Source organism: Desulfomonile tiedjei (genome assembly GCA_016212925.1).
Classification (GTDB): domain Bacteria; phylum Desulfobacterota; class Desulfomonilia; order Desulfomonilales; family Desulfomonilaceae; genus JACRDF01.
On the sequence record JACRDF010000052.1, the window covers coordinates 264,410 to 279,389 of the forward strand.

Sequence of the window (14,980 nt, forward strand, 5' to 3'; positions counted from 1 at the left end):
CTTCTGTCAAACCATGCCTTTTGTATTGGGTGCCACGGACCTGGGCCTTGCCAGGTCCGTGCTTCCTGCCGGTTCTATCGCCACGATAACTCGGAAGATTCCCAGCCTTACCGTACCGTCGGCTCGCTTTTCAATTTGGTGTTCAATGCGGGGGACAATCTTACTGTTTTACAAAAACGCCGGCACGGACCTGGCGGAACCCAGGTCCGTGGCACCCAGGAGTCAATTCGTGATAACTTTCGAGAACTCCTATAGTTGTCTTATATCCGAAACACGTACCGGCACGGAGGCCGGCACCTACCATTTTCCAAGAGGCGCTTTTCGTAACGGGACATTGCTTTTAACACTTGCTATAGATGTTACTAACATGACCGCGCTTCGGCATGAACACCACTCATTCGCACTGCTCTCGCAGGAAGAATCGCTTGCACCGAGCCCAAGCTTATGCTAACAAACACGCGAATAACTCTAAGTTGTATTTTCCATGAAATGAGAAACCCACCTGAAGGGTAGGGTCTTCTTATCCCATGGTTTAATTGTATGGGGGTATGCGTTATGACGAGGCACTGGGCCATTTTAATTGCCCTGGCTATTATTGTCACATGTCTTGCGCCGGCTTTTGCCCAGGATGTGACCTCTTCTTCGTTCCTCTCAGGCGGGTCGCCAGTGGGGACAGGCCAAGCTTCGTTTCCCGGGCTGAACGTAGGAGACATCAGTATCTGGCCCACGGTCAAACTGGGCTACAAAGCGCTTGGACTCAACTTCAATCTCAACATCCCACCGACCCAGGTGCTCAGCCCCTTTTTGCTCTTCCCCAACTATGGCTCCCTTCTCGACTCGTATCCGTTGGATGCCAAGATACAGCACGCCGACCTCCTGGTCGGGGGAATCCGCGTCGATACCAGGATCACACCGACGCTGAATTTTTTTGGCAGCATTTCGGCGAACGTTCCGCGAACCATAGGATTTCAGGCAAGTGAGGGTCCCGCCATCGGGCAGATTCCTCCCCAGGCGTGGGATTGGACGGGATCGAGGCTCCAGTGGTCTCAGTATGAATTAGGTGGTTCGTGCAGAATTGCTCAAAACCTTGCATTTGTCGCGGGGATAAAATTCGATCGCACCACCGTGCGGTTCTCCGATCCTGAGCCTATCCCCAGTTACGGACTCCTGGTCTTCACTCCGTTCCCCACAATTCAAACGTTCAGTTTTCCGGATTATGGCGGTGACTTCGATGCTCGATTTACGATCCCGTACATCGGCTGTGAAATCCTCGGCCCATATTTCAAGGGAACGATGATAGCAGGGCTCGCCAGCGGTCGTTTGAGGTTGCCTCTCAACCTCAATCACGGCGGCACCTACTTCAACTTCTTGGTCCCCTTTCTGGGACGGCAGGATATTTCGGAACAGGCCGAGTATGCTTTCTCTAAGACCGGGCTTTTTCTTGAAGGAATTATGGAATCAAGCTTTCCCGTTACCGACCGGATAAGTCTCAATGCGTGGTTGAAAGGAAGCTGGCTGAGAATACGCGGCTCCGGAGACGTGAACCTAAACGGTCAAAGCAGCCTGTTCTTCTTCGTATTTGCCTTACCGGAGCCCTTCTCGTCGTCGGCAAGCGGGACGTCCACGCTGACCCAGTATAGCTTCGATGTGGGGTTCTCAGGCGCCATCAATTTCTAGCTAGGGCCTCTATCAACGCTAATAGTTCCTGGGTCTTTTCGTGCAGCAAGTCCTTGTTCTGCCTGGTTTCCACGTTCAATCGTATGACAGGTTCGGTGTTTGAAGGACGGAGGTTAAATCTCCAGTCCTTGAATTCCATGCTCAGGCCGTCGATATGGTCGACGGACAAAGCATAATTTTTGTACTTGGTCTCGATCCCGGCCATGGCCCCATGTGGATCGGAGACGGTCCGGTTAATCTCGCCGCTCACCGGGTATTTTTCCATTCTAGCTCGCATGAGTTCCGAAAACGGCTTGCCTTCAGCGCTGATCAATTCCGCAAGAAGAAGCCATGGAATCATACCGCTGTCACAGTATGCGAAGTCCCTGAAATAGTGGTGCGCTGACATTTCACCGCCATAAATAGCATCTTCCTGACGCATTCTCTCCTTAATAAAGGCGTGGCCGGCCTTGGTGACGACCGGGATTCCGCCTGCTTCCCGGACCATCTCGACCGTGTTCCATATCAGCCTTGGATCGTGAACTATCCGGGCGCCGGGACGGCCTCTGAGAAAGGCCTTGGCCAGGAACCCGACCAGGTAGTACCCTTCAATGAACTGCCCTTTTTCGTCGAAGAAGAAGCACCGGTCGCAATCGCCATCCCAGGCTATCCCCAGGTCGGCCTTGTTCGAAATAACGGCTTCCGCGGTGACCCCCCTGTTCTCCGGAAGAATTGGGTTCGGAATGCCGTTGGGAAAACTTCCGTCCGGTTCAGGAAACATTTTGATGCATTCCAGAGGCAGTCTGGGCTCAAGTTTGTTAATCACAGGACCCGCGCATCCGTTTCCGCAATTCATGACGACTTTGAGTGGGGCGATCTTCGCCGGATCAACGTAACCGAGGAGATGTTCCACGTACGCGTCTCTGGTATCAATTGACTGAGCAGAACCCTTTTTCGCGGACTCCGCTTTGAAAGCCTCAGCCAGAACCATTTGCTCTATGTCCTTCAATCCCGTGTCAGCGCTTATAGGCCGGGACTCCTCCTTGACCAGTTTCATGCCGTTGTAGTCCACCGGATTGTGGCTGGCCGTCACCATGATGCCCCCGCCAAGTTTCATGTGCGACGTGACAAAGTAGACTTCTTCGGTGGGACAAAGGCCGATGTCGACAACGTCGCATCCCTGGACGTTCAGTCCCTTTGTAAGCGCGGCTGAAATCGCCTCACTGGAGAGCCGCACATCGCGGCCGACGCATACCCTCGATGGGGAAAGCATGGAAGCGTAGGCCCTGCCGATCTTATAGGCCATCTCTTCATTAAACTCGCCAGGGATGCGCCCGCGTATGTCGTATGCTTTAAAGCTGCTCAACGCCTTTTTGTCAGAATTTGCCATGACCCCTCCCGTTTTATCCGGATTAATTTATGCCGGTCGCCCAGGAAAAATTGTCCGATGGTATGATGTTTGTAAGTCTCAGGAAATCGCGTCATTGCCAGGGTGAAGAGTGAAGGCACGCCTCCCGCGAGAAATCAATCTACGGATAATTGCAGTCGCGCAGAACGCTCCCGCGTGGGATACGGCAGTTCTTACCGGTCCGCGCGTCAATTTTAACCTCCCCTTCGATCCGAACATCCCGCTCGAAATAAGCCGGTCCTCTCACCTCCAGCGAGGAAGCCAGGACCATTGACACTGACGCCGGGTCCTCGAAACGTTCTCCAAGCTTATGAGGAGATACCAAGAAATCATCCCCAAAATAGACTTTCGGGACTAATGGAAGCGATGCGGGACGCAAGGGATTCCTCTGCAACCGGGACATGGAATCCAGTATGCACACATCTGATTGAAGCACGAAAAGATCGCTGACTTTTTTGGTGGGAAAGAACCTGTCTCTGCCCACCCTCAGGCCGCGAGAGCGGGGAAACGACCCAATTGCCGCTCCCATTGCGGTTTCAAGCTGGACGACCCTTATTCCGTCAATGCTTTTATGGTTTTGAATTATGGGAAGATTGAGCGATCTCTCTTGCAACACCCGGTCGAGCGCCTCCAAATCAACCCAGACGTTGTTGGTATTGAAAACCCGGAATCGGTCGATGTCCATGAAATCGTCCCGCTCCGCCGGCGCCACTTGGGCAATCTCCAGCAAATCGAGGCGTCCGTTTTTGACCACCAGGGTCCCACCCTTCCGGTCAGCGGGAGTCCGGTCAGTGACTTCCAATAGGAATTCAATTTCGTGACGGTCGAGCAGGCCGATTATCCACGGTTCCAGACAGGCCGCCAGATTGTCCAGGTTGCTGATGAAGGCCCAGCGGCATCCCCGTTCCCTGAGGTTACGCAGTAAGCCTGTTGTTCTGAGGCTTTCGTAGACATCGCCGTGTCCCGGCGGCACCCAGTCTTCGTCGGTCCCCGTTTCCAGCGGCGCCAAGGTGTCTTCCACCAGGCGAGGAACCTGATTCTGGACAAAGGTCAGCGCGGAAATGTTGTGCCGGTTCACAATTTCCATGGTCGGACCATGTGTAAAGAAACTATTCATGAGAACCAGCGGCACGTCCACGCGCCATTTCCTTCTAATTGACGCGATTTGGCCTATGATGATTTCAAGATAAGATCGTCCGTTCTTGGCCTCCAGAATTCCCTTGGGGACCCGCGTCCCCATGGTGGTGCTGCGGCCCCCATTCAGCTTGATGACCGCGACTTTGTTCAGTAACTTTTCGCCGCGCTCCTCCAGTCCCGGGAGATCCTTCAGTTCGGACTGCGCGTCCAACAACCGGCTCGGATCGGGCGTCGCGACGGAATCCAACGGCATGTAGCCGGAATTTCCTTCCGAGACATGCCGGAGCATGTCCAGAAACCGATCCACAGCGCCCGAGCTGATAGCTCTGCCTTCCATCTTGCGCCTGATCCGATCTTCTATGGCCTCCAATCTCATCTTATCCTCGATCGTAATTGCGACGGCCGCAAAAGGTCATCCCTAGCGAACCGGACACGCATGCACGTAACCGAGACTATATCAGTCCATACGATTCGTGGCAACGATGAACGCCGTTGGGTAGTGGCCCAGTTTGCGTTTTTCCATCTCTAGCGAAAGCAGATCTTTTCGTCACCCCGTTGAAAAACTGGTTGTTATACTTGACAACCCCAAGAAAAGGGGGACTTAATTCATCCCCCTTTTCTAAAGGGGGGCAGGGGGGATTCTTACCAAACACTGACAGGAGATGCGAAGTGGAATCACTCAAGCAAATTGCCAAACTGGTCGAGCTTCCGGAGACCGCCGGGACCGAAGAGGTGATCGGCGCGGTCGAAGGGCCAAAAGGCGGCGCTGCTGTCGCCTGCAAGGAAGTGCTGGACGCCCTGGGGCTTTCCATGGAAGCCGGAAAAAGCGAGGCGGTTGCGACCATACACGCCCTGCGCCAAACGCCGACCTGACGCTCGAAGTCGCGTCCCTCAAGCGCAGACTGGCCGAGCGCGACCGGGACGACCTGGTCCTTGTGGCGCTGAAAGAAGGCAAAATCACGCCAGCGCAGCGCAAATGGGCCGAAAAGTACGCCTTGGCCGACGCCGAAAGCTTCAAGCTCTTCGTCGCCAAAGCGCCCCGGGTCGTCCCCTTCGACAGGATCGGGGCGCCCCCTGCAGCCCCGGCGCGGGTGCGCCCGACGCCGGCCAGCTCCGCATCAATAAGCTCCTCGGAATATCCGCGGAAACGTGGCGAAAATACGAGGGGTCAAACCTACACTCCTGACAAAGCGAAGCCTCTCGCCCCATGCTTTGCGACGGCGCATTGTCAAGAGTGTAGACCTGACCTCTGGCTGCCGGCCTCATCGCGAACCACTTCGAACATGCGATCCATCAAAGCAGCGCCGTATCCGGCTACGTCTTTTTTAATGGCCGCGACTGCCGCCGGCACGTCATGCCGCTTGAGGGCCTCGATGAGTTGCAGGTGAGGGTGCTCGTCGTAGAGATGCACAAATGGTTTGCGATAAAGATAGGAAAGCGACGGACCGGTTTGCGCCCACAGCCCTTCGATAATGGCTAGGAGTTCCGGCATGCGTGACGCCTGATATAAAACGAAATGGAATTCCCAGTTGTTGCTTAGCACGCCCTCTTTCTCTTCCTTGAGTTTATCTCCGTGCATTTTTTTATGGATCTTTTGAAGTTTCGATATTTCCGCTCCGGTAATGAGCGGCGTCGCTCGTTCGGTGGCCAGCATCTCTAAGCAAAGCCGAATGTCACGGAGTTCCTGGAGTCTATTTTTGCCCAAAATAGGTACAGTTATGGATTTTCCGGGCGACATCGCCAACGCCCGCTCCGATACGAGTTGTAATAAAGCCTCCCGGACCGGTGTCTGGCTGGTGCCGAACGTTTCGCTTATCGAACGCAGCTTTAGGGTATCGCCAGGTTTCAGGGTCCCGGTCATCAACCGGCTTTTCATCTGCCGATAAATCCTGGCCGTTATATTTTCTCGTGGTAGCGGTGTTAGCTCTGCCTTCATGATTTCGAAAATTCCCCTGTTCGGCGTGAATCGGGCGATCTGATTTTCAAATGGGTTGGGTCGAACTCGAGTTTGGCTGTCCGCCGCGCTGTCTAACTTTTCAAGCACGGGAAATCCGGGCCGGTTTGCCGGGCCCGATGAACTCAAGCGCGGCAGCTTCGGCCCCGGCGGCCAACTCCAGCAACGTCAATACCGACCCTTTTCATGTAATACAATACTACAATGAGCACGGAGAAGCTGATGACAAGAAACAAATTATAAAAAATATAAAAAAAAAGAGCCGGCCGGTCTGAAACAGTAATTGGCCGCCGGTTGTAAGCGGAGCATGACGACGATGACCCCTTTCCCCGGTGGCGAGACCTTTCAGACTTCCTCCTGGAATGCTTCCTCCCGTTTTTTGTGCATCCTCGGGCTTATTACCACCAGCAGCGCAACCAGCGCCACACACAGCATGGCCAAGCTGACCGGCCGGGTGACCAGCACCATCGGGTCCCCTCTGGAGAGCTGCAAGGCTCGCCGCAAGTACTCTTCTATCATCGGTCCCAAAATAAAACCGAGCATCATCGGCGCGGGTTCACACCCCAGCTTGCGAAAAATGTAGCCGAGGAAACCGAAGACCGCCATCAGGTAAAGATCGAAAGTCCTATTGGATAGCCCGAAGGCGCCGATTGCGCAGAACACCAGAATTGCCTGATAGAGCAGGTGATAGGGTACCGCTATCATCCTCACCCAAATCCCGATCAGCGGCAGATTGAGCACCAGCAGCATCAGATTGCCCATCCACATCGAGACGATGAGCCCCCAGAACAGCGCCGGCTGTTCGGTCATGACCGATGGTCCGGGCTGAATGCCGTGGATGATCATCGCGCCGATCATAAGGGCCATGACAGGATTGGAAGGGAGCCCCAAGGTGAGCATTGGAATGAACGAGGTCTGCGCGCCGGCGTTGTTTGCCGATTCCGGCGCGGCCACGCCTTCGATGGCCCCCCGGCCGAATTTCTCCGGCGTCTTGGATACCATTTTCTCGAGGGCATAGGATGCAAAGGATGACAACAAGGCGCCGCCTCCAGGCAAAATACCCAGCACCGACCCGATCGCCGATCCACGCGCCACCGGCGGCAAAATGCGTTTAAAATCCTCCCGTGTCAGCAGAAAGCCGCTCACCTTGGTCGGTATGGGCTCCCTTATATTTTCGTGCTGCAGGTTGGCTACTATCTCGCCCAACCCGTAGACACCCATGGCGATGACTACGAAATTGATGCCGTCCATCAGTTCCGGGAAACCCAGAGTGAAGCGGGCCGTTCCCGAGTTTACGTCTGTTCCCACCAGCCCGAGCAGCAGCCCCAGGACAACCATACCCGCGGCGTGGAGGAGCGAGCCGGCGCCCAGCACGATCGACATGACCAGGCCGAGCACCATTAAGGAAAAGTATTCTGCCGGTCCGAATCTGAGGGCCATCTCGGCAAGCGGCGCCGCCGCCAGTGCGATGACGAAGGTTGCGGTCGTTCCGGCGATAAAGGAGCCGATTGCGGCGGTCGACAGTGCTTTACCCGCGTTCCCCCGGCGCGCCATTTGGTAGCCGTCGATGGTTGTCACCGCCGAAGAGGCTTCACCCGGAAGATTTACCAGGATGGAGGTCGTCGATCCACCGTACTGCGCACCGTAGTAGATGCCGGAGAGCATGATGAGCGCGGACACCGGCTTCAAGCCAAAGGTCATTGGCAGCAGCAGGGCGATGGTCGCCACCGGTCCCAATCCGGGCAAGACCCCGATCGCGGTGCCGACGATGACGCCGACAAGGCAGTAGAGAAGGTTGCTCAAACTCATGCATGTTTGCAGGCCCAGCGACAGGTGGTCCAGCAACTCCATCGTTGATCCTCGCTACCTGCCGAGCCATGAGCCTAGCAGGGGTATCGGAACGCCCAAAGCTTTGATAAAGACCAGCACGCAGAATACGATCAGACCAAGCATGACCGCAACTGTACGTAAATCGATGCGGGACTTGCCGCTTCCCAGTCCACTGAGCAGAATCAGCGCCGCCAGTGAGACAGGAAGCCCCGCCCCTTTCAGCAGCAGGCCAAAGACCACCACAGCGCCGCATACGATCAGGCACTGTTTCCATGCCAGCTTGCCTATCGGCTCCCCATCGCGCAGGAACGAGCGCGCCAGTGCAATCATACCGAAAACCATCAGCAAGCCGCTCAGCAGCGTCGGGAAGTATCCGGCCCCCATCCGTGCGGAAGTACCCGGGCTGTAGTGTCGGGCTATGGCCAGCCCCGCCGCTCCAAAACCCGCATACAAGATTCCCGCCCAGAAATCCTTCTGATTTCGAACCCTCACTGCCATGTTTATTCTTCTCCGAGGAAGAGCGTGCCGCTCCTCCTCCTTATACCGGATCATGAACTCATATTCAGTCGATACGCGGCAAATTGGCGGCCTTGATGGCGCTACCCATTTTTTCATAGCCCTGCTTGAGGGTGTCCCTGTATTCTTTGCCGCTCAGGTTTGCGGGATCGACACCCATCCGGTTGAGGTTATCGCGCACCACCGAGTCCATCATTGTGGTGCCGGCCGCCGAGGCGAGCCTCTCAATCACGTCCGGCGGAGTGCCTTTCGGTACGGCGATCCCGAGCCAGGAATCGATTTCCACTGGATAGCCCTGCTCCTTCACGGTCGGCACGTCAGGCAGTTCGGGCCAACGCACGGGGCTTGCGGACGCCAGCAAACGCATTTTTCCGCTTTTCACATGCGGCAAAATATCGGACGGATTCTGCACGATAACTTCTACCTGCCCCCCCAGTAGCGCGGTGACCGTTTCCGCCCCGGATTTGTAGAATACCTGTTCGAATTTGGCGCCGGTCAGGCGGCCCAGCTCAAACAAGGCAAGATTGTTCGGGGCCGACGGGGCGCCAAAAAACATGCTTTTGCCGTTCCTTGCCGCTGCTACGAGATCTTTGATGGTTTTGTACGGAGAATCGCTTCGCACGGCCACGCCATAACGATAACGTCCAAAACCGTAAATGAAATCGAAGTTATCGATAGTATAGTTTACCTTCATAAGATGTGGAGTTATGGCTATGGTCGAGTAAGTGACGACGCCCACATTATAGCCGTCTGCCGCCTGACGCGCGACATACGATGGTCCGAGGGTCCCGAATGCCCCCGGCCGGTTTTCTACAATCACCGGCTTTCCAAGCGCCTTTTCCATCCCCTGACCCAGTGCGCGCGAGGCCCCGTCAGTATTTCCGCCGGCGCCGTAGTTAACGATCAGAGTAATTTCGTGGTCCGGGAAACCCGCGGCCAGAGCGAATCCCGTTGCAGCAAAGACAAGCACTCCGAAAACAAACAATGATTTCATGATCTTTGACATGATGTCTCCTTTCAGGATCCTTTGCACTATGTTTCATTTTCAATGGGGACCTGCCTCAAGGCATAAAGAAACCGCCATTGATGTCGATAATGGCCCCATTAATAAATCCGGCCTGCTCTCCGCAAAGAAAGGCGATGGCTTCCCCGACTTCTTCCGGTGTTCCCAACCGCCGCACAGGTATTTTTTCAGCATAGCGTAGGTTTACTTCCGGGCCCGCCTGCCGCGCCATATCGGTCAGGATGCGCCCGGGCGCGACGCAATTGGCTGTTATACCAAACGGCCCCATCTCCGAGGCGATAGCGCGGGTAAGCCCGATCAACCCGGCCTTGGAGGCCATATAACTCGGACCGGCGACCACTGATTTGGTCCGGCCGGCAAGCGACGCCAGATTGACAATGCGGCCGAAACCGCCGGCCTTCATGGCGGGCAGGAACAGCCGGCACAACAGCATGACACTGGTAAGATTGATGTGTATGACCTGTGCCCACTCGTTTTCGGTCACGTCGAGAATCCCGGAAGAGGAGCCGTCAGGGCGCTTTGGCGAGATGCCGGCGTTGTTGACCAGAACGGACACCGGCTCAATTTCTGCTTCGATGCGCTCTTTCAGGTCCCTGACGGCGTTAAGGTCCGCAACGTCCACGACCGCGGTTGTCACCCGCAAAAGATGATCTTCGCGGAGCAACCCTTCAGCGTCGATCGGGTTGCAGTCCACCATCACGACATGGTTGCCGTTGGCCAGCAAAATGCGACTCGTTGCCAGACCGATTCCCTTGGCGGCGCCGGTTACGAGCGCAACGCGCTTTTTGCTCATGACTTCACCTCGGCTTCCGGCGTGAAGGCCGTGATCGGGGGAAACGCGTTCTCATCGCAGATTACTTCAACCAATGTAGTCAGGGGCGATTTCCTGGCGTGGGCAAGGGAGGCGCTAAGCTCGCTCGGATCGGTGACGCGAATCCCGTCGCATCCGCAGGCGCGCGCGATTGCCGCATGATCGACCGCGTGAAACTGCACCGCGGAGGTATGCGCGCCGAATTTCACGTTTTCCGCATGTTTTTGATAGCCCAGAATGCCGTTGTTGATCAGAAGTATTGTCACCTTAATGTCCATGCGGGCCGCCGTCTCCATCTCCGACCAAACGTGGCCGAAGCCGCCGTCTCCAACGACGGAGAAGACTTCCGACCCCGGCCTGGCGATCTTTGCGCCAAGGGCCATGGGCAAGCCCCACCCTAAACCCGCCAGGCCGCGCGGGGTAATGAAACGCATCCCGGCGCGAAGCGATGTCAGGAAGTTGCTGATCCATATGGAAGAATAGCTGGCATCGGCAACTACGACAGACTCCGGCGTGAGATGCCGTTGCAGCTCGCACATGATTCGCTCCGGGCGAATCGGAATCGAAGATGAATTCCGAACTTCGGAAGATTCTTTCAGATAGGACTCGCGCCCGGAAGAAATGGCATGTTCGATTTCCGGGCGCCGGTTTTTGCGCTCCGACAGGTCCATCGTCCCGAGGGCATCCGCAAGGGCGTTCAACGTCAGGCGCGCATCTCCCACAAGGCGCTGTGATTCGTAGTTGCGGCCGACCTCCAGGCCGTCGATGTCGACATGGATATAGGCGGCGTCCCTGGGATAGAGCTGCCAGGAATCCGTCCCGTTTTGATTCGTGCGGTTGCCGACGAGCAAAACGACGTCCGCTTCGGCGATGAGCCTGCGGTGGTGTCGCGTTGCACTGTTGGGACCCATAGAATAGCCGACTACGCCGATTGACAGCGGATGTCGTTCGTCAACGGCTCCCTTGCCCATGACGGTTGTCGCAACTGGCAGATGGGCCTCCTCCTGCAGGCGGACCAGGGCATCACAAGCGGCGGAAATATGTACGCCGCCGCCGGCTATCACGACGGGACGCTTCGCGGCGGCAAGCAGCTTCGCCGCTCGTTGAATCGATTCCTGCGCGGGAACCGCGCGATCCAGCGGAAACCGTCCAAGCGATGCCTTGCGCCGGCCCGAGGGCGCCTGGTCGAGCAACAGATCGGCTGGAAGCATCAGGGCGACGGGACCGGGTCGGCCTGAACAGGCGATTGCAAATGCCTGGTCGATGTAGTCCTCGACGCGGGAAGCCTCCGTCACGCGACGTGCCCACTTTGTAACCGGGGAGAAAAGAGCCGTGTGATCGAATTCCTGAAACGCGTTGCGGTCGGTTTGGTTGCGGTTGACGTCCTGGACCAGCGCAATGATCGGCACGGAGGCTTTCAATGCTTCGGCAAGAGGCGCGACCAGCAGCGTAGCAGCCGGGCCATTCTGCGCCGTAACGATCGCCGGCTTTCCCGATAGCCGGGCGTAGGCGTCAGCCATGCAGCCGCCGGCATTTTCCGTGCGATAGGCAATTTGTTTCATGCCTGCCTGTTCGGCCGCGAGCTGAAACATGGTGGGCAGACTTTGTCCGAAAGTCGTGCTGACGCCGTGGCGCTGCAAGGCTCGGACGATCGCGTGCGCAATGGTATTGGCGTGATTAAAGCCGGGGGCCGAAAGCGGTTTTGGCATTGGCATGGTTTTAACCTGCTCCTCGGGCTCTGGAATGAAGGTCATAGTGATCGACTCCCTCGAGTAAGAACAGCATCAATTCTGCACCCGGCCGTTTAAGGGGCTGCGTTTAAACGATGATGTTATATTTTATAAAATATATGTCACTGCTTCCGGAGGGTGTCAAGCAAAAAAGAGAAAAAATCTTCGCAAGAAACCGGCCCGGACCCTCGATAGAGGGAAATCAGCCCTTTTTGCTGCTCCAACATCCCGGTTTCAATCCGTAAATCAAACTTATCACTACGTGAGAAAACCGCGCCCTATAGTCCCCCACTAACGCGGCCGGAAGCTCGCCGAGCTGCTCCGGGCGGCCCTGACCAACGCCCCGCGCCTTAACTGGATACGGCCGATCGTAGCCAAGGAAGGTCCGCCCTTTTCCAAAGAAGGGCCTAATCCACCCCCTTTTCTTGGGGTTGTGAAGTATAACAACCCGTTGAAAAACGGGGTCCAGTGTGTTTTCCCTGGATTTCGGCCCCGGTTTTCACCGGGATAAACTTGGCAATCGCCGGAATGACGGTAGGGCTGCGTCCACCGAATCCGAAATTTCAAACTGACCCACTACCGGCCGTTGGATTTCCTTCAAATGTGTGGAAGGCAGGGAAGCCGAGAAGGATGTTCGGTGGGATGTGGTTCAAGCGTCCTGGAAGTCAGGACGCAGGCGCTGCGGATGCTATTGTTTCTGCTTGTTTTCGAGGGTCTTGCGGGCTTGTTCGATCAATTCAATCAAGGTGACGACTTTCGAAAGGGGCTGTTCCAAGAAACACGCGTCAAACTCGTCGGGGGTAAGTCGTTCCCGGAAGAACGCCGCCACGTCGAAATGGCCGCTCCAGCATTTGATGGCCCTCTGGCAGGGGCGCTGTTGCCTCTCGATGCGGCAGTATCCGAAGGTAACCGGCCCGCCGAGCCTGGGGCACCTGATTTCCGTCTCTTCAAATGGTGGACTGAAAGAGGAATCTTTCATTTCTTCACATGAGGGTAAAGGTAGAATTCTCGCGTGGAGCTAAGCCCACCGCAGGGCCGCTCGCGCATCGAAACCATAGCGTCATTCTAGCCCTTTTCTTGACAAAATGAAAGCGCCGGACCACGGCTGTCGCAGCTCCGGCGCTTTCAGTCCTCATCCCAGCTTCGGCTTGGGGAATGCTTCGATGGCCTTCAGAGCTTCGTCGATCGCGCTCTGGGGAAGGTCGTAATCCGAAAGCTTGCCCTGGAAGAACGCGTCATAAGCCGCCAGGTCGACTAAGCCGTGACCGCTCCAGTTGACCAGGATGGTCTTCTCCTTTCCTTCCTCCTTGGCCTTGTGGGCCTCTTGTATCAGAGCGGCCAGCGCGTGATTGGTCTCGGGCGCGCTGATAAATCCCTCGCTCCTGGCCCATGTTACCCCGGCATTGAATGTTTCGAGCTGAGGAACGGCCCTGGCCTCTATGATTCCGTCCATCACCAACTGGCTCACGAGAGGGGCCATGCCGTGGTAACGCAGCCCACCGGCATGGATGGGCTCCGGCACAAAAGTGTGTCCCAGTGTATGCATCGGCAAAAGCGGCGTCATCTGAACCGTATCCCCGAAGTCATATGCAAATCTACCCTTGGTCATGGTGGGGCAAGACGTTGGTTCCACGGCAATAATATCAATCTTCTTTCCGGCGATTTTGTCCCTGACGAAGGGGAATGCGCACCCCGCGAAGTTACTACCGCCGCCCGCACAGCCTATCACTATGTCCGGGTAATCCCCTACCTTTGCGAGTTGCTTTTGCGCTTCCAGCCCTATCACGGTCTGGTGAAGCAGCACATGGTTAAGGACGCTCCCCAGGGAATACCTGGTTAAGGGCCTGCCCATAGCTTCGCTGGTGACCGCGTCCTCTACGGCTTCGCTGATCGCGATGCCGAGACTCCCCGGAGAATTGGGGTCCATGCTCAGTATTTTCCGTCCGGCCTCTGTTTCAGTGCTGGGACTGGGAATGCACGTCGCGCCCCACGTGTTCATCATCAATCGGCGATAAGGTTTCTGCTCATAACTTACCCGGACCATGTAAACCTTGGCTTCAAGCCCGAACTGATTGCACGCAAAGGCCAGGGCGCTTCCCCACTGGCCCGCGCCGGTTTCCGTGGCTATCCGTTTGATCCCGAAAACCTTATTGTAATAGGCCTGGGGAATGGCAGTGTTCGGTTTGTGGCTGCCCGCCGGGCTGACTCCTTCGTTCTTGTAATAAATCTTCACGGGGCAACCGAGGAACTTCTCCAGATGAACCGCACGGTACAAAGGACTAGGGCGCCAGATGAGATACTTATCCAGGACCTCGTCCGGGATGTCGATCCACCTTTCCTGGCTCACTTCCTGTTCAATAAGATTCATGGGAAAAACAGGGGCCAAATCCTGAGGACCAACCGGTTGCATCGTTCCAGGGTGCAAAGGCGGCTGCATCGGGTTCGGCATGTCAGCAGCAATATTGTACCACTGGCGCGGGATCTCATCCTCGTTGAGAAAAATCTTCACTGGCATAAGCATCTCCCTTCTTAGAAGTTTTAGGCCGGTATGGGTGTTCCCTTTCTCAAATGCCGGAAGAAAAAGGACAGGACAGGAAAGTGGAAAGATTCACGGTTCATGATCGGGTCCGGTGCCGGAAGCCAGAGAAGGGTCCCCGCGTTTAGTACCTGGAAATCCTCATCCCCGTGCCTGTTATTGGTGGTGAAGTAAGGCCAAATGATATCGGATTCTACTTTCAACGGACTCCGGGCGCAAGTTTTTTTGCTTGAGGTAAGTAACCCTTTGAGTAAGTGGGGGGTGGATTTCCCATAACTGCTGACTGTATAGGCAAAGCCCATTCGTCCCGGAGGGACGACAAACCGCTTTCTGCGTTTTCTGCACAAAAAATGGTATTCTGCTCCCTCCCTGCGTAAT

12 protein-coding genes are annotated in these 14,980 nt (G+C 56.0%); 2 read left to right on the forward strand and 10 right to left on the reverse strand.

Going from position 1 to position 14,980, the window contains the following annotated elements; genetic code table 11:
* Positions 1–555: 555 nt before the first annotated feature.
* Positions 556–1,677 carry a hypothetical protein gene (locus HY913_24445; protein MBI4966453.1) on the forward strand — a complete coding sequence of 374 codons (1,122 nt, stop codon included), beginning with the start codon at positions 556–558 and terminating at the stop codon, positions 1,675–1,677.
* On the opposite strand, the gene HY913_24450 is transcribed toward HY913_24445, so the two are convergent.
* Both HY913_24450 and HY913_24455 read right to left on the reverse strand, forming a co-directional pair.
* Positions 1,667–3,046 carry a phosphomannomutase gene (locus tag HY913_24450; protein MBI4966454.1) on the reverse strand — a complete coding sequence of 460 codons (1,380 nt, stop codon included), beginning with the start codon at positions 3,044–3,046 and terminating at the stop codon, positions 1,667–1,669. The two genes, HY913_24445 and HY913_24450, sit on opposite strands and share 11 nt — an antisense overlap.
* A gap of 139 nt (positions 3,047–3,185) precedes the next feature.
* Positions 3,186–4,577 carry a UTP--glucose-1-phosphate uridylyltransferase gene (locus HY913_24455; protein MBI4966455.1) on the reverse strand — a complete coding sequence of 464 codons (1,392 nt, stop codon included), beginning with the start codon at positions 4,575–4,577 and terminating at the stop codon, positions 3,186–3,188.
* 293 nt (positions 4,578–4,870) lie between these two features.
* Here HY913_24455 and HY913_24460 point away from each other — a divergent pair, with 293 nt between their 5' ends.
* Positions 4,871–5,074: a hypothetical protein gene (locus HY913_24460; GenBank protein MBI4966456.1), complete on the forward strand. Its 204-nt coding sequence runs from the start codon at positions 4,871–4,873 to the stop codon at positions 5,072–5,074.
* 355 nt (positions 5,075–5,429) lie between these two features.
* On the opposite strand, the gene HY913_24465 is transcribed toward HY913_24460, so the two are convergent.
* The 8 genes from HY913_24465 to HY913_24500 all read right to left on the reverse strand — a co-directional run bounded on the left by HY913_24465 (position 5,430) and on the right by HY913_24500 (position 14,581).
* The gene (locus HY913_24465; protein ID MBI4966457.1) at positions 5,430–6,137 is read right to left on the reverse strand and encodes a GntR family transcriptional regulator; all 708 of its coding nucleotides are present in this window, start codon (positions 6,135–6,137) and stop codon (positions 5,430–5,432) included.
* 363 nt (positions 6,138–6,500) lie between these two features.
* Entirely contained in the window at positions 6,501–8,006 is a 1,506-nt protein-coding gene (locus HY913_24470; GenBank protein ID MBI4966458.1) for a tripartite tricarboxylate transporter permease, read from the reverse strand.
* Positions 8,007–8,018: 12 nt separating this feature from the next.
* Positions 8,019–8,483, reverse strand: a complete 465-nt coding sequence (locus tag HY913_24475) for a tripartite tricarboxylate transporter TctB family protein (GenBank protein ID MBI4966459.1) — start codon at positions 8,481–8,483, stop codon at positions 8,019–8,021.
* A gap of 64 nt (positions 8,484–8,547) precedes the next feature.
* The gene (locus tag HY913_24480; GenBank protein ID MBI4966460.1) at positions 8,548–9,495 is read right to left on the reverse strand and encodes a tripartite tricarboxylate transporter substrate binding protein; all 948 of its coding nucleotides are present in this window, start codon (positions 9,493–9,495) and stop codon (positions 8,548–8,550) included.
* A 67-nt stretch (positions 9,496–9,562) separates the two neighbouring features.
* Positions 9,563–10,318 (reverse strand): 3-oxoacyl-ACP reductase, encoded by a 756-nt coding sequence (locus HY913_24485; GenBank protein ID MBI4966461.1) that lies wholly within the window; start codon positions 10,316–10,318, stop codon positions 9,563–9,565.
* Entirely contained in the window at positions 10,315–12,045 is a 1,731-nt protein-coding gene (locus tag HY913_24490; GenBank protein MBI4966462.1) for an acetolactate synthase catalytic subunit, read from the reverse strand. The genes HY913_24485 and HY913_24490 overlap by 4 nt, the downstream gene beginning before the upstream one ends.
* A gap of 709 nt (positions 12,046–12,754) precedes the next feature.
* Positions 12,755–13,045: a hypothetical protein gene (locus tag HY913_24495; protein ID MBI4966463.1), complete on the reverse strand. Its 291-nt coding sequence runs from the start codon at positions 13,043–13,045 to the stop codon at positions 12,755–12,757.
* 153 nt (positions 13,046–13,198) lie between these two features.
* Positions 13,199–14,581, reverse strand: a complete 1,383-nt coding sequence (locus HY913_24500; protein ID MBI4966464.1) for a TrpB-like pyridoxal phosphate-dependent enzyme — start codon at positions 14,579–14,581, stop codon at positions 13,199–13,201.
* Between the last annotated feature and the right edge of the window lie 399 nt (positions 14,582–14,980).